Origin of the sequence: Burkholderia lata (assembly GCF_902499025.1) — a bacterium.
Lineage (GTDB): Bacteria > Pseudomonadota > Gammaproteobacteria > Burkholderiales > Burkholderiaceae > Burkholderia > Burkholderia lata_C.
Map to the genome: position 1 here is coordinate 188,508 of NZ_CABVPW010000002.1, position 19,212 is coordinate 207,719.

Sequence of the window (19,212 nt, forward strand, 5' to 3'; positions counted from 1 at the left end):
ACAGCCGCCATTAAACCGGCGTCGGCTTCGCTTAAAAACTGTCCTTTTGAACAGGATACGCGCGGGCCGCAATGCACGGCCCGCCCACACCGACGAGGAACACCGATGGACCTGACAATACTGCACGACTGTTTCGACGCACTACAGCGCGCACCCACGGCGGAAGCCGCATTTCCGCCCATCGCCGCCGCCGCGGCGGCGCTCGGGTTCCGATATTGCGTCTACGGCTTGCGCCGCACCCTGCCGCTCGCCCGGCCCGACATGCAGATCGTCGGCAATCATCCACCCGAATGGGAACATCGTTATGTGAAATTCGGGTACGTCACCATCGACCCGATCATGAAGCGCGTGGCAAGCCAGCCGCGGCCGGTCGTGTGGAATGCGTTCGACGAACCGGGCGACACCGCGTTCTGGCACGACGCGGCATGCTTCGGGATGCGTTACGGCTGGTCGAACGGCGGCTACGATCGTGCCGGCAACCTCGGCGTGCTGACGCTCGTGCGCGACACGACGCCGCTCGACGCCGACGAGATCTCGCGGCTGCGCGCCCCGTGTGCGAGCCTCGCGCATGCCGCTCACGCGTACCTGATGCCGCGCCTCGTCGATCCGATCGCGCCGACCAGCAGCGGCTTGACGCTGCGCGAGCGCGAGGTGCTGGCATGGACGGCCGACGGCAAGACGGCCTACGAGATCGGGATGATTTTCGGGATCGCGGAGCGGACGGTGAAGTTCCACCTGCAGAACGCCGTCGTGAAGCTCGACGCGATGAACAAGACGCATGCGGCCACCAAGGCCGCGATGCTCGGGCTGCTGCCCTGACGGCGCGCGCATGCGCGCCGTGACCTGAAGGAACGAAGCCCGGGCCGGCCACGCCGCCCGGGCCTCGATCCGCTTACGCGACGGCCTGCACCGCCGGCTGCGCACCAAAGAACGTTGCCTGCACAACCTCATCCGCACGGGCATACGCGCGGTTCACCCCGCTGATCACCGCGCGGATCGACGCGGTCGTCAGGTTCGCGTCGATGCCGACGCCGAACGCGCTGCCGCGCACGCCCGTGCCGGAAAGCTCAGCGATCGCGATCGCCTTCGCGTCGGCGCCCTGCGACAACGCCCGCTCCTCGTAGTGCTGGATCCGCAGCGGCGTACGCAATGCGTGCATCAGCGCATCGAGCGGGCCGTTGCCTTCACCGCGCAGCACGCGGCGCTCGCCGTGCACGTCGGCGGTCAGCACGATCGTCTCGCGGCCGTCGCGCTCGGTCAGTTCATGGCCGACATAACGCAGCGGCGCATCGCCTTCCACATATTCCTGCTGGAACAGCGACCAGATCTGCGCGCTCGTCACTTCGAGCCCGCTGTCGTCGGTCAGGCGCTGCACGGCCGCGCTGAAGTCGACCTGCAGGCGGCGCGGCAACGCGACGCCATGGCTCTGCTCGAGCAGGAACGCGATACCGCCCTTGCCCGACTGGCTGTTCACGCGAATGATCGAGTCGTACGTCCGGCCGACATCGCTCGGATCGATCGGCAGGTACGGCATTTCCCACACGGCATCGGGGCGCTGCACCGCGAAGCCCTTCTTGATCGCGTCTTGGTGCGAGCCGGAGAACGCGGTGAACACCAGGTCGCCGACATACGGATGGCGCGGGTGGATCGGCAACTGCGTGCATTCCTCGGCCGTGCGCGCGACTTCGTTGATCTGCGAGAAATCGAGGCCCGGATCGACGCCCTGCGAGTAGAGGTTCAGCGCGAGCGTGACGAGATCGACGTTACCGGTGCGCTCGCCGTTGCCGAACAGGCAGCCCTCGATCCGGTCCGCGCCGGCCATCACCGCGAGCTCGGCCGCCGCGACCGCCGTGCCGCGGTCGTTGTGCGGATGCACCGACAGAATCAGCGCATCGCGGCGTGCGAGGTTGCGGTGCATCCATTCGATCTGGTCCGCGTAGAAGTTCGGCGTGCCGATTTCGACGGTGGCCGGCAGGTTCACGATCGCCTTGTGCTCCGGCGTCGGCTTCCAGACGTCGAACACGGCGTCGCAGACTTCCTTCGCGAAATCGAGCTCGGTCGCCGTGAAGGTTTCCGGGCTGTATTGCAGCGTGAAATGCGTGCCGGTTGCGGCGTCGGCGCAGCGCTTGATCGTGCGCGCGGCGTTCACCGCGAGCGTCTTCACGCCGTCGCGGTCGAGGCCGAACACGATCTTGCGGAATTCCGGCGCGGTCGCGTTGTAAAGGTGCACGATCGCGCGCTTCGCGCCGCGCAGCGAGTCGAAGGTGCGCTCGATCAGGTCGTCGCGCGCCTGCGTGAGCACCTCGATCGTCACGTCGTCGGGAATGTGGCCGCCTTCGATCAGCTCGCGCACGAAGTTGAAGTCGGTCTCGGACGCCGACGGGAACGCCACCTCGATCTCCTTGAAGCCGATCGCGACCAGCGTCTTGAACATCCGCATCTTGCGCGCCGCATCCATCGGCTCGAACAATGCCTGGTTGCCGTCGCGCAGGTCGGTGCTCATCCAGATCGGCGCCTGCGTGATCGTGCGCGTCGGCCACGTGCGGTCCGGCAGGTTGACGGGCGTGAACGGTCGGTACTTCGTGGCGGGGTTCTTCAGCATCATGATGTTCGGTCCTCGGTCGGTTTGTCGGTAATCCGCGGCGCGGTGGCCATCGATCGGGTGGCAGGCTGCGCGCAGCGGTAAAACGGGTGAAAGCGGCACAACGGCAAAGCGGTACGGCGAACGACAGCCTTGGCGGTTGAGCGACCGGGACGGAGCGGAGCGATTCGGAAGAAGGACGATCTCAGGCGCCGGTCGACAACCGGGGCCAGGTCGGTGATGCGGGGGAAATCTGGCGCTTCAGGAAAGAAGCAGATGGAAAGCGCGCAGCCGCAGACCCAGCCCGGAGAAACGGGCTAGTAGTCGTAGCGAGAAGAGGAGCTGGGCGGCTTGCATGGCCGAAATCAAATCACAGGCGGATGGGGGCTGTCAACGGGCGGAATGTAAATGGCGCCGAATTTGATCGCTCGGAATCAGTCCTGTCCGATAGGCGGCGCGCCGCCCCGTCGATATCCTTCACGGGTGCGGCGCCGGTGAGGGCCCTGTTCACGTTCGGAGTGAGTTGGTCAAAGTACTTCGCCGGTGCCGCACCCCCTCCTGTTGCAATCAATCGGGTTTCGGTGTGGGCGTTCGGTGGTGGCCGGTGGGCGCGGCCACGACCGAGATGCTGATGTTGAAACCAACGCTGCCATATGCGAACGCCGAGCGTCCGCGCCGAAGCCCGATTGCCCCCGCCTGCCAGCCCGCCCCGCCCGCGCAACCGCGCATCATTCAGAAAAGCGATACACACATCGATATAGTTTATTGAATATATCGAAATATCTTCGATTAAACACACCTCATTAAATCGATTAACCGTCGTTTTCGATTTACTGAACAATGGCCATTCCCCGGCGAATATTTTCTTGTTTATTTTTCGGCATGCTCAGTATGTCGCATTTCAAACGGCAAACGTTTGCGCGACAACACTCGAAGCCCTACCCATCGTTCCTCAGGAGGAAAGCATGGCCGATTCTCAAACGTCATCCAATCGCGCCGGCGAGTTTTCGATTCCGCCGAATACCGATTTCCGCGCGATTTTCTTCGCGAATGCCGCCGAGCAGCAGCACATCAAGCTGTTTATCGGCGACAGCAAGGAACCCGCCGCGTATCACAAGCTGACGACGCGCGACGGCACCCGTGAAGCGACGCTGAATTCCGGCAACGGCAAGATCCGCTTCGAAGTGACGGTCAACGGCAAGCCGTCGGCCACCGACGCGCGCCTCGCGCCGATCAACGGCAAGAAATCGGACGGCTCGCCGTACACGGTCAACTTCGGGATCGTCGTGTCGGAAGACGGCCACGACAGCGACTACAACGACGGCATCGTCGTGCTCCAGTGGCCGATCGGCTGACCTGACGTGCACCGGGCCACTCACCACCGCCGGCCGCCTCCGGGCCGGCCGGCGGTTGCGCGCCGCCTTCGGCGGCACCGCCCCCCTTTTGCATCGAAACCCGCCCTACCAACGGAGACATCCATGCCCCTCCTTTCGGCTTCGATCGTCAGCGCCCCCGTGGCGACATCGGAAACCTACGTCGACATCCCGGGCCTGTACATCGACATCGCCAAGGCAAAGATTCGAGACGGGAAACTGCAGGTCATCCTCAACGTGCCGACGCCGTACGCGACCGGCAACAACTTCCCCGGCATCTATTTCGCGATCGCGACCGACAAGGGCGTCGTCGCGGACGGCTGCTTCACCTATTCGTCGAAAGTGCCCGAAGCCACCGGGCGCATGCCGTTCACGCTCGTCGCGACGATCGACGTCGGCACCGGCGTCACGTTCGTGAAGGGCCAGTGGAAAAGCGTGCGCGGCAGCGCGATGCACATCGATTCGTACGCGAGCCTGTCCGCGATCGGCGACACCGCCGCGCAATCGTCGTCGCCCGGCAGCGGAAGCGGCGAAACCGGCGCGGGCGGCAACCCGGGCGGCACGGGTAGCACCGGTAGCGGCACGATCGGCGGCGGCGGCGAGCGCGACGGCACGTTCAACCTGCCGCCGAACATCAAGTTCGGCGTCACCGCGCTCACCAACGCGGCGAACGACCAGACGATCGACATCTACGTCGACGACAACCCGAAGCCGGCCGCCACGTTCAAGGGCGCCGGCGTGCAGGACCAGAACCTCGGCACCAAGGTGCTCGACTCCGGCAAGGGGCGCGTGCGCGTGATCGTGATGGCGAACGGCAAGCCGTCGCGGCTCGGCTCGCGGCAGGTCGACCTCTTCAAGAAGACGTACTTCGGGATCGTCGGCTCGGAGGACGGCACCGACGACGACTACAACGACGGCATCGTGTTCCTGAACTGGCCGCTGGGCTAAGCAGCGTCACGCAGCCCCCTCGCCACGCCGCCCGGCGTGGCGATTCGCTTCGGCACGTCGGACCTGACGCTGCAAACGCGTCCCGCCTCTGTCACCCATCGGCCTAACCGAATCGACTGCGCCCGATCGCGGTACTGCGACGCCACCGCATCGATCGCCATGGCCTCGCTGCGATTTCCCGTTCCCGGCACCGCCCTTCGTCGGGTCGCGCCCTGATTGATCGACACGCCATTCCGAACACAGGACTTGCGCTCCATAACTACGACTCATAGAATCGTAGTTATGGAGCGCATCGATGCGGCAGACAAAGTCGGTGTTCTACCGACCTCGTGCATCAATCAACCGGAGTGGAACAGTGGCACAACGAATTCTTGTTATCGGGGCCGGCTTTGCCGGCATGTGGAGTGCATTGAGCGCGGCACGTGTGCTGGACGCGCACGGCCGGACCGACGTGGAGATCACCGTGGTGGCGCCCGACGCCCATCTGCACGTCCGTCCGCGCCTCTATGAAGAAGGCCCGGCAAACTTCCGGGCGCCGCTCGGCGAGATCTTCGACGTGGTGGGCGTGACGTTCGTCCAGGGCACGGTCGAGCGCATCGACGTCGCACGCCGGACCGCCGACGTGCTGCGCACGGACGGTGAAGCGACGACGCTCGGCTACGACCGCCTCGTGCTGGCGGCCGGCAGCCGCCTGTTCCGCCCCGCGATTCCGGGCCTCGCGGAGCATACGTTCAGCGTCGATCAGACCGACGAAGCCGTCGAACTCGAAGCGCACATGCGCGATCTGGCGTTGCAGCCGGCCTCCACGGCACGCGATACGGTCGTCGTGGCCGGCGGCGGCTTCACGGGCATCGAGACGGCAGCGGAAATGCCGGCCCGCCTGCGCGCCGCGCTCGGCGAGCAGGCGAACGTGCGGGTCGTGATCGTCGAGCGCAACGACGCCATCGGCCCCGATCTGGGCGCGGGCCCGCGCCCCGTCATCGAAGAGGCGCTGCGCACGCTCGGCGTGACGTGGAAGCTCGGGTCCGGCGTCGCATCGGTCGACGCGGGCGGCATCACGACAGCGGACGGCGAGCGGATCGAGTCGAGCACGGTGATCTGGACGGCCGGCCTGCGCGCCAGCACGCTGACCGAACAGGTTCCGGGCCGCCGCGATGCGACGGGACGCCTGCACGTCGATCGCAATCTGGCGGTCGAAGGCGTGCCGGGCGTCTACGCAACGGGCGACGTCGCGTATGCGGCCACCGACGACGAAGGCAACCACACGATGATGTCGTGCCAGCACGCGATGAACCTGGGCCGTTCGGCGGGACACAACGTGGCAGCCGATCTGCTGGGGCTGGAACCGATCCCGTACAGCCAGCCGAAGTATGTGACGTGCCTCGATCTCGGCCCGTGGGGCGCGGTCTATACGGAAGGTTGGGATCGCGAAGTGAAGCTGACGGGTGCGCAAGCGAAGCAGCTCAAGCACCGGATCAATTCCGAATGGATCTATCCGCCGCGTGCGGATCGCGCGGAAGCGCTGGCCGCCGCGGATCCGCTGCGGATCGTCGTGGCCTGAGCGGCGCATTGGCCTGCGCGATGCGCGGAGTGCGAGAGAGGCGCCCCGCGTGTCGTCGTACCGTGCCGATCCGCCGCGGCGCGACGCGGATCAGCGCTCGCCGCCGCGGCTGGCCGCGCGATCGGCAAACCAGCCGACCACCTTGGGGCCGTATCCGGCCGGTGCTTTCGCCCAGGCCTGCCCGGCGAGATCGGCGAGCGACTGCTTCCTGAGTTCCTCCCGCATCGCCCGCTCCGCCGCCTGCATCACCGCGTGAATCGAACAGGTACCGCGCGTGGCCCACGCGGGCGGCTCGCCTTCGAACACCGCGCACTGGCCGCGCACTTCGCGGCAGTCGAACAGCCGCTTGTCGCCGTCGATCGCTTCGACGACGTCCTGCACGGAGATGTCGCGCGCGGGCCTCGCCAGCGCGAAGCCGCCGCGTATGCCTTCGCTGGACACGACGATCCCGGCCTTCGCCAGACGCGTGAAAAGCTTGGCCGCGTAATCGACGGAGACGCCCTGCATCTCGGCCAGGTCGCGCACGCTCGCGTCGCGCACGCCGGTGGAAGTGTCGGCGAGATAGAGCAGGCAATGCAGGCCATACTCGACGCCGGTGCTGATGAACGACATGCTATTGCGACTCGGGGTATCGGAGTTGGGAGCGTAGCGCAGGACGGCGACAATGTCACCCGTCGCGCCATCCGTTCCTTTTTCGTCGGAGGGAGATGGTCGCGTGCATCCGCCGGCCCGCAAGAACGATCAAATGCCTCCGCCGCCGATACCCTATAGTCCGCCCGACACACTCATTGGCACACCATGAATCCGGTTGGAAAAGCACTCTGGTTGATCGAAACCGAGCTGGACCGCGAACTGACGCTCGACAGGATTTCCGCCGGTTGCGACATGACGCGCTTCGGCTTCTCGCGGCTGTTCTCGATGAATACCGGCTGGCCGGTGATGCGCTATGTGCGGTCGAGGCGGCTCACGCGTGCGGCGCGCGCGCTGGCGCAAGGCGCGCCGGACATCCTGCATGTGGCGCTCGATGCCGGTTATGGTTCCCATGAGGCGTTCACGCGCGCCTTCCGCGATCTCTTCGGCATGACGCCCGAAGACGTGCGGGCACGGCGCACTCTCGACGGGTTGTCTCTTGTGGAGCCGCTTCGCATGAAAGAACTGAAGATCATCGACGTTGTACCGTCACGCTTCGAAACTGCCGGCAAGCGGCTGATCGCCGGCATGAGCGACCGCTACACCTTCGAGACCAACGAAGGCATTCCGGCGCTGTGGCAAGCGTTCATCCCATACATCGGTACCCTTCCCGGCCAGGTCGACTGCGTGACCTACGGTGTGTGCTGCAACCCGGATGCGGATGGCAGCTTCGAGTACATCGCGGGCGTGGAAGTGACCAGCCGCGACCGGCTGACCGCCCCCTTGCGCTACGTCGAACTGGAACCGCAGCGGTATGCGGTCTTCGAACACGTCGGGCATATTTCCACGCTGTATCAAACGATCTACAGCATCTGGAACGGCTGGCTGCCGACGTCGGGATTCAAGGCGGTCGACGCGCCCGAGTTCGAGCGCTACAGCGCGGACTACGATCCGGTAACGGGCGCCGGCGTGCTGGAAATCTGGTTGCCTGTCGAACCCGCTGTGTAAGCGGTTGGCCCTGATCGGCCGCGACGTGGCGCGTCGCGGCCCGCACCTCGCCAATCGTCAACCAGCCCGAGATCCGGCAGGCTGCGCCATTGCCACCGGCTGCGACCACGCAGCCGACGCCAGGCGCGTGCGCGCGTCGAGCACCACGCGGTTGAACGCGACGCGCCGTTCGCCCTTCAGCTTCGCCGCCTTGCCTGCCTGTACCAGCGCGACCGGGTCGACGAGACGCGCATGCCGCCGGACCTCGAAGTGCAGATGCGGCCCGGTGGCCGTTCCCGTGCTGCCGACCGCGCCGACCCGCTGGCCACGCTCGACCCGCGTGCCGGTTCGCAGCGTCGGCTCGAATGCCGACAGGTGCGCGTAGTACGACGCATAGCCGCCGTCATGGCGGATCACCACGTACTTGCCGTAGCCGCGCGGCTCGGTACCGATGAACGTCACGACGCCGCGCTCCGACGCGTGAACCGCGCGCCCGGCCGGCGCCGCGAGATCGACGCCGGAATGCACATGGCGCGCGCCGGTTACCGGATGCACGCGCGTCCCGAAAGGCGAACTGATCCGCGTTGCGCTGACCGGCATCGCAAACCGCGCGCCGGCGAGCGGCACGCCGCCGAGGTCGTAATAGGCGCCCGGCGAGCCGGCATCGGGCGCAAACCACACTGCCGCGACGTGCCGGCCGCGAAAGCGAAGCTCGAGCGCCGTCACGCGCACGCCGCCCGGCAGCCTGGCGTTGCCGTCGGGTTCGTATGCGACGCGGAAGGTGTCGCCAAGTGCACCGCGCTGTTTCAGGTCGATGCGACCGGCGAGCATGCGGGTGATCTGCGCGGTAACGCCGGCCGGCAGATCGGCGCGCGCCAGCGACGCGTGCAGGCTGCCGACGATCGCGCCGGCCCGCGCGCCGCGCTCGGCTTCCGCGAGCACGAACGGCTCGGCGCCGGCAAGATCGACGGGACGCCGCGCGAACGCGGCCTGCTCGCCCGCTGCAGGCAACGCTGACGCAAGACCGTAATCGAACCTCGACGCGTACGCGCGTTCGACCGCCCCGCGCGCCGCGTCGCACAGCACGCGGTAAGCCACGCAGGCACCGAAGCGCGCAACGGGGTCGTCGCGATCGCCGGCCGTCGGCACGGACAACGCATGCGACGCATAGGCAACGTCGAGCGGCGCGGCCGTCGATGCATGCAAACCGCCCCACGTCGTGCGCGCGGCGTTGAAAAAGGGCACGTCGACAAGGTCGGCCATCGCGGGCGAGAACGGCGCGGCGTCATGAGACGCGTGTGCCACCGCACCCGGTGCGCCGGCCGCACAGGCCGCCGCGATGACACCGCGCAGCAGCGCGCGGCGCATCGGGAAACCGTGAACGCCGCGCTGTGCGGGTTGACCTTGTTCGCGTGCGAGACGGAAACGCAGGTCTAACCGCATGACGTCGTCACTCGCTGTCTGTCAATGAAATCGGGAAAGAACCGGGTATCGCGGAGGAACGATCGTCGCGACCCGGCAACGTGAAAACGAGTGTATCGGCGCGATCGAAGCGGCTGAATAGGACTAGTCTCATTTGATCGAAAAGCCGCTTCGTACTAAGTCGAAATCGCGATTTCACGGCCTGGCGGCACGGCTATGCGGCATTCGACCCCACTCATTCGCGCGAACCATCATGCCCCCTGTACAGTCGAACGCTGCCGGCGCATGAGCGCAAGCCTGCCGCGACCACGGCGGGCACGCCACGCGTCGCGCACTGTTTCTTCAAACCGGAATCCCGTCATGTTGCTCGATCACCTGCACCCGGAACGCTGGACGTTCCTGTGGAACGCGCTGTCCACACTCTCCATCAAGCTATGCGCCGGCCTGGCGTTGCTCGTCGCCGGCTGGTGGCTGTCGAAACGCATCGGCAACTGGTTGAACCGCCTGCTCTCGAACAAGGAGCGCGTCGACGACACGCTGCGGCCGATCCTCTGCGACGTCGCCGCGTGGGGCGTCCGCATCGTCGCGATCGTCGGCGCGCTGTCGCAGCTCGGCATCGAAACCGCAAGCATCGTCGCGGTGCTCGGCGCGGCCGGCCTCGCGATCGGCCTCGCGCTGCAAGGCACGATGCAGAACATCGCGGCCGGCATCATGCTTCTGCTGCTGCGGCCGTTCAAGGTGGGCGACTACATCGACGGCGGCACGGGCGTCGCGGGCACCGTCGACGAGGTCGGGCTCTTCATGACGCGGCTGACGAAGCCGGACGGCATCTGCGAATACGTGCCGAACAGCGCACTGTGGGGCAGCTCAATCCGCAACTACACGCGCAACCCGACGCGCCGCCTCGATCTCGAAGTGGAAGTGTCGGTGCATGACGATATCGATCGCGCGCTCGACGCGCTGCGCGCGCTGGCCGCGGCCGATCCCGACGTGCTGCAGGATCCCGCGCCGGACGTGATGGTGATGCGCTTCGACGACAGCACGGTCGTCGCGAACATGCGCGTATGGACGCACACCGACAAGTTCTGGGCGATGCGCTGGCGCCTCGCGCGCCAGGTGCGCAAGACGCTCGCCGACGCGCACTGCGCGTTGCCGATCCGCACGCGCGAGCTGCACATCGTGCACGACGCGGAGCGTCGCGCCGACCGCGCGCAAACGCGCGCGCTGTAAACGGCGAAGGCCGCGAAGCACCTCCTGCTTCGCGGCCCCCGCGACGTCAACGCAACGTCACATCACATCTGCACGATATCGAGCAGCGCCTTCTTGCCGCTCTTGTACGTGAACACCGAGATCGCGCCGTGCTTCAGGTCGCCCTGCGGCGTGAAGCTCGTCTCGCCGATCACGCCTTTGTAGTCGGTGGCCGGCATCGCGGCCAGCACCTTCGCCGGATCGGTCGAGTTCGCGCGCTTCATCGCGTCGACGATGATGTAGACGGCGTCATACGAGAACGGCGCATACACCTGCATCGGCTGGTGATAACGCGCCTCGTAGCGCTTCGCGAACGCCGCGCCGCCCGGCATCTTCTCGAGCGCGATGCCGGCCTCGGAGCACACGACGTTGTCGGACGCCGGGCCCGCGAGCTTCGGCAGGTCGGTCGAGCACACGCCGTCGCCGGCGAGGATCTTCGAACGCATGCCGAGCTGGCGTGCCTGCTTCGCGAGCGGGCCGCCGGTCGCATCCATGCCGCCGTACATGATCGCGTCCGGATTCGCACCCTTGATCTTCGTGAGGATCGCGCGGAAGTCGATCGCCTTGTCGTTGGTCGCGTCGCGCGACACGACCTTCATCCCGGCCGCCTTCGCGGCCTTCTCGAACTCGGTCGCGAGGCCCTGCCCGTATGCGGTCGAATCGTCGACCACGGCCACCGTCCTGATGCCCATGTTCTTCGCCGCATACATCGCGAGCGCCGGCCCCTGCTGCGCGTCGGTCGCCACCACGCGATAGGTCGTCTTGAAGCCCTGCTGCGTGTACGTCGGGTTGGTCGCGGCCTGCGAGATCTGCACGACGCCGCCGTCGCGATAGACGCGCGACGCCGGGATCGACGTGCCCGAGTTGTGATGGCCGACGACGCCGACGACCTTGTCGTCGACGAGCCGCTGCGCGACCTGCGTCGCGGTGCGCGGATCGCCCGCGTCGTCCTGCGCGTCGAGCTGCAGCGTGACCTTCTTCCCGCCGATCGTCAGGCCCTTCGCATTGATTTCCTCGACCGCGAGGCGCGCGCCGTTCTCGCTGTCCTTGCCGAGGTGCGCGATCGCGCCGGTCAGCGGCGCGACGTGGCCGATGCGCACGATCTCGTCCGCGTGCGCCGACAGCGCGCACGTGAGCGCCGCCGCTGCCGCGAATGCCGTCATGGAATGTCGAAACATGTCTGTCTCCTGGTCAGTCTTGTGAGCCCCGTGCAATGCGGGACGTGTTGTGGTTCGGATGACGAATCGGTTGCGGTCAGTGGTGCAGCGCGTCCTGCACCGCACGGCCCATCCCGGCCGGCAGCACCGCGTGCTCGCCGCGCGTCGCGACGCCGTACAGGTCCTTCGGATCGCGCGGCGCCGGAATCAGGTCGAGCTCGATCCCGATCTCGCGTTCGCGTGCCGCCGCGTTCAGGTAGCGCAGCGCCGAGAAATCCTCGAGCGCGAAGCCGACCGAATCGAACACCGTCACCTGCGCATCCGATTCGCGGCCTTCTTCGGCACCCGACACGATCCGCGCGAACTCGATCACCGGGAAATCCGCCGGCATCTGCTGGATATCGCCTTCGATGCGCGTCTGCGGCTCGTATTCGACGACGACACGCGCGCGCCGCAGCACGTCCGCATGCAGCTCCGTCTTGCCCGGGCAATCGCCGCCCACGGCGTTCACGTGCATCCCGTCCTCGATCATGTCCGGCGTCAGGATCGTCGCGTTGGTCTTGTCGGCCGTGACCGTCGTCACGATGTCCGCGCCGCGCACCGCGTCCGCCGCCGACGCACAGCGGATCACGCGCAGCGCCGTGAACGGCGCGAGGTTGCGGATCAGCTTGTCGGTCGCCGCCGGATCGATGTCGAACACGCGCAGTTCGTCGATGCCGAGCATCTCGTGAAACGCGATCGCCTGGAATTCGCTCTGCGCGCCGTTGCCGATCAGCGCCATCGAACGCGCATCGGCGCGCGCGAGAAAACGTGCGACCAATGCAGAGGTCGCGGCAGTGCGGATCGCCGTCGTCAGCGTCATCTCGCTCAGCAGCAGCGGATAGCCGGTATCGACGTCGGCCAGCACACCGAACGCCATCACGGTCAGCAGATCGGCCTTGGTGTTCTTCGGATGGCCGTTCACGTACTTGAACGCATACAGTCGCGCGTCCGACGTCGGCATCAGCTCGATCACGCCGTCGGTCGAATGACTGGCGAGGCGTGCGGTCTTCTCGAACGTCTCCCAGCGCCGGTAGTCCTGCTCGATATACGAGGCCATCGTCGTCAGGATCTGCGTCATCCCGACTTCGGCCACGAGCGTCGACACGCTCGTCACATCCAGGTATCGCGTCATGCCTTTGCTCCACGGTTGCGGCGGCCGGCACGGGGCACGGCCGCCGTTGAAACGGTCAGCGCCGCGCGTTACGCGCGCCCTTCGAATCCCAGCAGCACGTTGACCGCGTTGATGCCGATCTCGTCGACCATGTAGCCGCCTTCCATCACGAACAGCGTCGGCACGTTCAGGCGCGCGAGCGCCGCGCCGATGCGCAGGTAGTCGGGCGAACGCAGTCGGAAATGGCTGATCGGGTCGTGCTCGAAGGTATCGACGCCGAGCGACACGACGAGCGCGTCGGGCGCATGCGCGGCGATCGCGGCGGCCGCGTGGTCGAGCGCGGCCGAGTAGGTGTCCCACAGCGTGCCCTTCGGCAGCGGCAGGTTCAGGTTGAACCCTTCACCCGCGCCGATGCCGCGCTCGTCCGCATAGCCGGAGAAGTACGGGTACGACACCGGCGGCTCGCCGTGGAGCGACGCGAACAGCACGTCCGCGCGGTCGTAGAAGATGTCCTGCGTGCCGTTGCCGTGGTGGAAATCGACGTCGAGCACCGCGACGCGCGCGGCGCCCTGCGCGACGCAGTGCTGCGCGGCGATCGCCGCGTTGTTCAGGTAGCAATAGCCGCCCATGTACTCGCGGCCCGCGTGATGGCCGGGCGGGCGGCACAGTGCGAACGCCGCGCGCGCCGCGCCGCTCGACAGCAGGTCGGCGCCGGTGAGTGCCGAGTTCGCGCTCGCGCTCACGGCATCCCACGTGCCGGCGTTGATCGGCGCGCCGGCGTCCATCGCGTAGAAGCCGAGCTTGCCGTCGATGAACGCGGGCGGCGTCGCGGCAGCCGGCATCGCGCGCACCGGCCACACGAGCGGCAGCGCCTGGCAGGTGCGGCCCGTCGCGGTCCACTCGTCCCACGCGCCGGCGAGGAAATCGACGTAGCGCGCACTGTGCGCGGCCGCGTAGTGGGCACGGTCGAACGGCTTCGGCGCGATCACGTCGCCGAGGCCGGCGGCACGCACCTGCGCAAGCACCGTTTCGGCGCGAAGGGGGTTTTCGAACGAATCGGTGATCGCGCCGTCCTTCAGTTCGACGCCGCGATGCAGTTGGTGATCGCTGCTGTAGACCGTGAGCATGGTTGACCGTTGCAGTGAGGGTGGCAACAGTTTATTGACGGCAACCGGCAATAGCTTTGCTTTCGACGCGCGGCTTTTATACAATTTTGAGAAAACCGCCTACGGAATTCCTGAAATGAGCAAAAATCGCGCTTCGGCCGAACTGGATGGCGTCGACCGCGCCATGCTGCGCCTGCTGCAGGACGACGGCGCGCTGTCGAACGCGACGCTCGGCGAGAAGCTGTCGCTGAGCGTCACGCCGTGCTGGCGCCGCCGCAAGCGGCTCGAGGACGAGGGCGTGATCACCGGCTACCAGGCGAATCTCGACCGGCGCGCGCTCGGCATGAACGTGTTCGCGTTCGTGCAGGTGACGTTCAACATGCATTCCGACCAGGATTCGGATCACTTCGAGGACGTGATGCGGCGTCACGACGAAGTGACGTCCTGCCACAAGATCACCGGCGCGGCCGACTACATCCTGCAGGTCGTCGCGGCCGATCTCGACGCGTATGCGGAATTCGTCGAGCGTGTGCTGCGCAAGCAGGCCGGGGTGTCGTCGATCCAGTCGAGCCTCGCGTTGCGCGAAGTGAAGTTCTCGTCGCGCGTGCCGGTGCCGGGCGACTGAACGATGCGGCGAACGTACAGGCCGTCCTCTGATTCTCCGAAACTCATCCCATGGAGCACTACCCTATGAAGCGTTTCATCCCTTCCGCTTCGCTGGCCGCCACGCTGGCCTGCGCGTTTGTACTGAGCGCCTGTGCCGCGCCATCCACGCCGCCGGCTCAGTCGCCCGCTCAATCGTCGGCGCCGGCCGTACCGCCGATGCCCGGCAGCGATCGCGATGCGCACGGCTGCATCCCGTCGGCCGGCTATTCGTGGTGCGAAGCAACGCAACAATGCGAGCGCCCGTGGGAACTCGCGAAACAGAAGGGCTTCGCGAATTCGGCGCAAGCGTACGACCAGTTCTGCCGGAACGCCGCCGCGAAGTAAAGTGACCTGACGTCACGCGTTCGTGTCGCGGCGCGCTGCCGCGACACGACGCAGCACCCCTCGAAATACCCTCCCGATCCCGCGCAGTTATCCCCAGCTTTCCCGGTTCCCGCGACCGTCATTCCGGAAACCCGGACACACAAAAAACCCCACGAAAACAACGGTATTTTTCGTTTGTGACACAGCAAACGAGTTCGGTTACATTACGCGCCCCTTGCCATCCCGCCCCCGCAAAACGCGTCGCGCGCGGCCTCTTTCCACGCAGCCTGAAGCGCGTTCCGCTCAGGCTTGCCGCAAGGGCCCGGGCGCGTTGTGCGCCACTGTGACGCAGGCGCTTGCCTGCCCGCAGGAAGCCGATCCGAAGGTGTCCTTCCCGACGGTTTCGCGTGCGCAAATGCAACGGCGCGCGGCGTCGATCCGGAATTCCGGATTCGCGATCCGGATCTCCGGATCCGCGTTTCTCCGCGATCGACACCCGTGCCGGGCGGCCTGGCAAACCGATGCATCCAAGTTGAAAAAGGGATCTGCTGTGATCAAAACGTTACGGGTAATACTGTCGGCGCTCGCGCTGTGCGTCGCCGCGTCGTCCGCGCATGCCGCCGATACGAAGAAGGTCGACGTCCTGCTGGTGGGCGGCGGCATCATGAGCTCGACGCTCGGCGTCTGGCTGCACGAGCTTCAACCTGACTGGTCGATGACGATGGTCGAGCGCCTCGACGGCGTCGCGCTGGAAAGCTCGAACGGCTGGAACAATGCCGGCACCGGCCACTCGGCGCTTGCCGAGCTGAACTACACGCCGGAGAAGGCAGACGGCAAGATCGACATCTCGAAGGCGATCGAGATCAACGAGTCGTTCCAGATCTCGCGCCAGTTCTGGGCGTGGCAGGTCAAGCAGGGCGTGCTGAAGAACCCGCACTCGTTCATCAACTCGACGCCGCACATGAGCTTCGTGTGGGGCGACGACAATGTCCGCTTCCTGAAGAAGCGCTACGAAGCGCTGCAGGCGAGCCCGCTGTTCCGCGGGATGCAGTATTCGGAAGACTACGACCAGATCAAGCAGTGGGTGCCGCTGATGATGGAAGGCCGCGACCGCAACCAGAAGGTCGCGGCAACGTGGACGCCGATCGGCACCGATGTGAACTTCGGCGAGATCACGCGCCAGTTCGTCGGCTACCTGAAGACGCAACCGAACTTCACGCTGTCGCTGTCGAGCGAAGTGCGCGAGATCTCGCGCAATGCCGACGGCACGTGGCACGTGACGTGGGTCAAGCTGCACTCGGATGAACCGGCGCAGTCGGTCGACGCGAAGTTCGTGTTCATCGGCGCGGGCGGCGGTGCGCTGCACCTGCTGCAGGCATCGGGCATCCCCGAGGCGAAGGACTACGGCGCGTTCCCGGTCGGCGGCTCGTTCCTCGTGACGGAAAACCCGGAAGTCGTGAAGCAGCATCTGGCGAAGGCATACGGCAAGGCGTCGGTCGGCTCGCCGCCGATGTCGGTGCCGCACCTCGACACGCGGATCATCGACGGCAAGAAGATCATCCTGTTCGGGCCGTTCGCGACGTTCTCGACCAAGTTCCTGAAGAACGGTTCGTACTTCGACCTGCTCAAGAGCACCAACACGCACAACGTCGCACCGATGATGCGCGTGGGTGTGGACGAATTCCCGCTGGTCCAGTACCTCGCCGGCCAGCTGATGCTGTCCGACGACGACCGCTTCAACGCGCTGAAGGAATACTTCCCGAACGCGAAGAAGGAAGACTGGCGCCTGTGGCAGGCCGGCCAGCGCGTGCAGATCATCAAGCGCGACCCGGTGAAGGGTGGCGTGCTGAAGCTCGGCACCGAGATCGTCGCGTCGCAGGACGGCAGCATCGCGGGCCTGCTCGGCGCATCGCCGGGCGCGTCGACGGCCGCGCCGATCATGCTGAACCTGATGAAGAAGGTGTTCAAGGACAAGGTCGCGACGCCCGAGTGGCAGCAGAAGATCCGCCAGATCGTGCCCAGCTACGGCACGAAGCTGAACGACAGCCCGGCGAAGGTCGTCGAGGAATGGACGTACACCAGCGACGTGCTGCAGCTGTCGCCGCCGCCGAAGATCGACGTCAGCACGCCGTCGCAGGCCACCGGCACCGCGCCGGCCCGCCCGGCGAAGGCCTCGGCCGACATGGCGCTGTAACGCGCCGAGCGCCGCGCGACACCGTCGCGCCGCCTGACACGGCCGCCCTCCGGGGCGGCCGTTTTTCTTGGCGGGTAGCGGGCGAAACCGCCCGGCCGGTCGCCCGCTTCCGCTAGAATTGCGGCACGCGCGACCCAGTCGCCGCCCGATCCATCATCCGCATCGACGCATACAAGCGACGCCCGGTGCGGCCCGCGCCCGAGCCGCGCGAGCGCCGCCCGCCGTTGCCGCGCCCGCCCGGGCGCGCCATCAACCGAATTCAGCTGGAGAAAGACCGTGTTTACCTGCCGAAACCAGAGCTGCGGCACGCAGTGGGAACAGTCCGACGTCGTCATCAAGGACGAAGGCCAGGGGCTGCTGTTCCGCTGCCCGCTGTGCGGCGCGCGCAACTACCTCGAACGCTTCGAAGACGACGAAGGCAAGGTCGTCTACGAGCAGATGGAAGGCCGCCCCTACCTCGGAGACCTGGAATGACCCAGCCGACCGCCACGCCGTTCAGCGCGCTGTCGTTGACGCCTGCCACGCTCGCCAACCTCGCGCAGCTCGGCTATGTCGACATGACGCCGATCCAGGCCGCGAGCCTGCCGGTCGCGCTGGCCGGCCAGGACCTGATCGCGCAGGCGAAGACGGGCAGCGGCAAGACCGCCGCGTTCTCGCTCGCGCTGCTGGCGCGCCTCGACGCGCGCCGCTTCGACGTACAGGCGATGATCCTGTGCCCGACCCGCGAACTCGCGGACCAGGTCGCGCAGGAAGTGCGCCGCCTCGCGCGCGCCGAAGAAAACGTGAAGGTGCTGACGCTGTGCGGCGGCACGCCGATGCGCCCGCAGGCGCAGAGCCTCGAGCACGGCGCGCATATCGTCGTCGGCACGCCGGGCCGCATCATGGATCACCTCGATCGCGGCAACCTGAAGCTCGACGCGCTGAATACGCTGGTGCTCGACGAAGCCGACCGGATGCTCGACATGGGCTTCTTCGACGACATCGCGAAGGTCGCGCGGATGTGCCCGACCACGCGCCAGACGCTGCTGTTCTCCGCGACCTATCCGGACGGCATCGCGAAGCTGAGCCAGCAGTTCCTGCGCAACCCGAAGGAAATCAAGCTCGAAGAGCGTCACGACAACAGCAAGATCCGCCAGCGCTTCTATGAAGTGACGGAAGACGAGCGGCTGCATGCGGTAGGCCAGTTGCTGAACCACTACCGGCCGGTGAGCACGATCGCGTTCTGCAACACGAAGCAGCAGTGCCGCGACCTGCTCGACGTGCTGCACGCGCAGGGCTTCCACGCGCTCGCGCTGCACGGCGAGCTCGACCAGCGCGAGCGCGACCAGGTGCTGATCCAGTTCGCGAACCGCAGCTGCTCGGTGCTGGTGGCAACCGACGTCGCCGCGCGCGGGCTCGACATCGCGCAGCTCGAGGCGGTGATCAACGTCGACGTGACGCCCGACCCCGAAGTGCACGTGCACCGCATCGGCCGCACCGGCCGCGCGGATCAGGACGGCTGGGCGCTGAGCCTCGCGAGCATGGACGAGATGGGCCGCGTCGGCGGGATCGAGCAGGCGCAGAAGCGCGACGTCGAATGGCATCCGCTCGCGGAACTGACGCCGGCCGACGACGGCGTGCTGACGCCGCCGATGGAAACGCTGCAGATCCTCGGCGGGCGCAAGGACAAGATCCGCCCGGGCGACGTGCTCGGCGCGCTGACCGGCGACGCCGGGTTCGACGGCAAGCAGATCGGCAAGATCAACGTGACCGAGTTCTCGACCTATGTCGCGCTTGAGCGCGGCGTGGCGCGCGACGCGCTGCGCAAGCTCAATGCGGGCAAGATCAAGGGCAAGCGGGTCAAGGTCCGGTTGATGGACGAAGAGTGATGGAACGCGGCGCGG

17 protein-coding genes are annotated in these 19,212 nt (G+C 66.7%); 11 read left to right on the forward strand and 6 right to left on the reverse strand.

Translation table 11 applies throughout. From position 1 onward, the window contains the following. Positions 1-105 precede the first annotated feature (105 nt). On the forward strand, positions 106-819 hold the full coding sequence (locus BDI24065_RS02435; RefSeq protein ID WP_175029859.1) for an autoinducer binding domain-containing protein: 714 nt from the start codon (positions 106-108) through the stop codon (positions 817-819). 73 nt (positions 820-892) lie between these two features. On the opposite strand, the gene leuA is transcribed toward BDI24065_RS02435, so the two are convergent. Continuing rightward, a complete protein-coding gene (gene leuA, locus BDI24065_RS02440) occupies positions 893-2,602 on the reverse strand; it encodes a 2-isopropylmalate synthase (protein WP_175029980.1) in 1,710 nt (569 codons plus the stop codon). A 944-nt stretch (positions 2,603-3,546) separates the two neighbouring features. Here leuA and BDI24065_RS02445 point away from each other — a divergent pair. From BDI24065_RS02445 to BDI24065_RS02455, 3 genes are all read left to right on the forward strand, one after another. Next, positions 3,547-3,936, forward strand: a complete 390-nt coding sequence (locus BDI24065_RS02445) for a fucose-binding lectin II (RefSeq protein WP_048243048.1) — start codon at positions 3,547-3,549, stop codon at positions 3,934-3,936. Between the two features lie 123 nt (positions 3,937-4,059). Then, positions 4,060-4,902 (forward strand): fucose-binding lectin II, encoded by an 843-nt coding sequence (locus BDI24065_RS02450; protein ID WP_175029860.1) that lies wholly within the window; start codon positions 4,060-4,062, stop codon positions 4,900-4,902. 355 nt (positions 4,903-5,257) lie between these two features. Beyond that, on the forward strand, positions 5,258-6,463 hold the full coding sequence (locus tag BDI24065_RS02455) for an NAD(P)/FAD-dependent oxidoreductase (RefSeq protein WP_175029861.1): 1,206 nt from the start codon (positions 5,258-5,260) through the stop codon (positions 6,461-6,463). Between the two features lie 90 nt (positions 6,464-6,553). On the opposite strand, the gene BDI24065_RS02460 is transcribed toward BDI24065_RS02455, so the two are convergent. Next, complete coding sequence (locus BDI24065_RS02460; protein WP_175010767.1) at positions 6,554-7,075, reverse strand: RrF2 family transcriptional regulator; 522 nt, start codon at positions 7,073-7,075, stop codon at positions 6,554-6,556. Positions 7,076-7,261: 186 nt separating this feature from the next. On the opposite strand from BDI24065_RS02460, the gene BDI24065_RS02465 reads away from it, so the two are divergent. Next, positions 7,262-8,101, forward strand: a complete 840-nt coding sequence (locus BDI24065_RS02465) for an AraC family transcriptional regulator (protein WP_175029862.1) — start codon at positions 7,262-7,264, stop codon at positions 8,099-8,101. A 57-nt stretch (positions 8,102-8,158) separates the two neighbouring features. On the opposite strand, the gene BDI24065_RS02470 is transcribed toward BDI24065_RS02465, so the two are convergent. Continuing rightward, entirely contained in the window at positions 8,159-9,523 is a 1,365-nt protein-coding gene (locus BDI24065_RS02470) for a M23 family metallopeptidase (protein WP_175029863.1), read from the reverse strand. A gap of 339 nt (positions 9,524-9,862) precedes the next feature. Between BDI24065_RS02470 and BDI24065_RS02475 the strand changes: the two genes are divergently transcribed. Next, positions 9,863-10,732, forward strand: a complete 870-nt coding sequence (locus tag BDI24065_RS02475; protein WP_175029864.1) for a mechanosensitive ion channel family protein — start codon at positions 9,863-9,865, stop codon at positions 10,730-10,732. A 62-nt stretch (positions 10,733-10,794) separates the two neighbouring features. On the opposite strand, the gene BDI24065_RS02480 is transcribed toward BDI24065_RS02475, so the two are convergent. The 3 genes from BDI24065_RS02480 to BDI24065_RS02490 form a co-directional block, all read right to left on the reverse strand. After that, on the reverse strand, positions 10,795-11,928 hold the full coding sequence (locus tag BDI24065_RS02480) for a branched-chain amino acid ABC transporter substrate-binding protein (RefSeq protein WP_175029865.1): 1,134 nt from the start codon (positions 11,926-11,928) through the stop codon (positions 10,795-10,797). 76 nt (positions 11,929-12,004) lie between these two features. After that, positions 12,005-13,081 (reverse strand): ornithine cyclodeaminase, encoded by a 1,077-nt coding sequence (locus BDI24065_RS02485; RefSeq protein ID WP_175029866.1) that lies wholly within the window; start codon positions 13,079-13,081, stop codon positions 12,005-12,007. A gap of 68 nt (positions 13,082-13,149) precedes the next feature. Then, entirely contained in the window at positions 13,150-14,187 is a 1,038-nt protein-coding gene (locus BDI24065_RS02490; RefSeq protein ID WP_175029867.1) for a histone deacetylase family protein, read from the reverse strand. Positions 14,188-14,302: 115 nt separating this feature from the next. On the opposite strand from BDI24065_RS02490, the gene BDI24065_RS02495 reads away from it, so the two are divergent. The 5 genes from BDI24065_RS02495 to dbpA all read left to right on the forward strand — a co-directional run bounded on the left by BDI24065_RS02495 (position 14,303) and on the right by dbpA (position 19,197). After that, entirely contained in the window at positions 14,303-14,791 is a 489-nt protein-coding gene (locus tag BDI24065_RS02495) for an Lrp/AsnC family transcriptional regulator (protein WP_175010758.1), read from the forward strand. 65 nt (positions 14,792-14,856) lie between these two features. Further along, positions 14,857-15,156 carry a hypothetical protein gene (locus BDI24065_RS02500; RefSeq protein ID WP_175029868.1) on the forward strand — a complete coding sequence of 100 codons (300 nt, stop codon included), beginning with the start codon at positions 14,857-14,859 and terminating at the stop codon, positions 15,154-15,156. 511 nt (positions 15,157-15,667) lie between these two features. Next, positions 15,668-17,329, forward strand: coding sequence for a malate dehydrogenase (quinone) (mqo, locus tag BDI24065_RS02505; RefSeq protein ID WP_175029869.1), 1,662 nt, complete (start codon positions 15,668-15,670; stop codon positions 17,327-17,329). A gap of 276 nt (positions 17,330-17,605) precedes the next feature. After that, positions 17,606-17,803 (forward strand): hypothetical protein, encoded by a 198-nt coding sequence (locus BDI24065_RS02510; RefSeq protein ID WP_039344264.1) that lies wholly within the window; start codon positions 17,606-17,608, stop codon positions 17,801-17,803. Continuing rightward, positions 17,800-19,197, forward strand: coding sequence for an ATP-dependent RNA helicase DbpA (dbpA, locus tag BDI24065_RS02515; RefSeq protein ID WP_175029870.1), 1,398 nt, complete (start codon positions 17,800-17,802; stop codon positions 19,195-19,197). The genes BDI24065_RS02510 and dbpA overlap by 4 nt, the downstream gene beginning before the upstream one ends. The last annotated feature ends 15 nt before the right edge of the window (positions 19,198-19,212 follow it).

Excerpts from the sequence above, each read along its gene's own strand:
- BDI24065_RS02435 (WP_175029859.1), top strand. The coding sequence starts at position 106 with ATGGACCTGACAATACTGCACGACTGTTTCGACGCACTACAGCGCGCA.
- leuA (WP_175029980.1), bottom strand. The coding sequence starts at position 2,602 with ATGCTGAAGAACCCCGCCACGAAGTACCGACCGTTCACGCCCGTCAAC.
- BDI24065_RS02445 (WP_048243048.1), top strand. The coding sequence starts at position 3,547 with ATGGCCGATTCTCAAACGTCATCCAATCGCGCCGGCGAGTTTTCGATT.
- BDI24065_RS02450 (WP_175029860.1), top strand. The coding sequence starts at position 4,060 with ATGCCCCTCCTTTCGGCTTCGATCGTCAGCGCCCCCGTGGCGACATCG.
- BDI24065_RS02460 (WP_175010767.1), bottom strand. The coding sequence starts at position 7,075 with ATGTCGTTCATCAGCACCGGCGTCGAGTATGGCCTGCATTGCCTGCTC.
- BDI24065_RS02465 (WP_175029862.1), top strand. The coding sequence starts at position 7,262 with ATGAATCCGGTTGGAAAAGCACTCTGGTTGATCGAAACCGAGCTGGAC.
- BDI24065_RS02470 (WP_175029863.1), bottom strand. The coding sequence starts at position 9,523 with ATGCGGTTAGACCTGCGTTTCCGTCTCGCACGCGAACAAGGTCAACCC.
- BDI24065_RS02475 (WP_175029864.1), top strand. The coding sequence starts at position 9,863 with ATGTTGCTCGATCACCTGCACCCGGAACGCTGGACGTTCCTGTGGAAC.
- BDI24065_RS02480 (WP_175029865.1), bottom strand. The coding sequence starts at position 11,928 with ATGTTTCGACATTCCATGACGGCATTCGCGGCAGCGGCGGCGCTCACG.
- BDI24065_RS02485 (WP_175029866.1), bottom strand. The coding sequence starts at position 13,081 with ATGACGCGATACCTGGATGTGACGAGCGTGTCGACGCTCGTGGCCGAA.
- BDI24065_RS02490 (WP_175029867.1), bottom strand. The coding sequence starts at position 14,187 with ATGCTCACGGTCTACAGCAGCGATCACCAACTGCATCGCGGCGTCGAA.
- BDI24065_RS02495 (WP_175010758.1), top strand. The coding sequence starts at position 14,303 with ATGAGCAAAAATCGCGCTTCGGCCGAACTGGATGGCGTCGACCGCGCC.
- BDI24065_RS02500 (WP_175029868.1), top strand. The coding sequence starts at position 14,857 with ATGAAGCGTTTCATCCCTTCCGCTTCGCTGGCCGCCACGCTGGCCTGC.
- dbpA (WP_175029870.1), top strand. The coding sequence starts at position 17,800 with ATGACCCAGCCGACCGCCACGCCGTTCAGCGCGCTGTCGTTGACGCCT.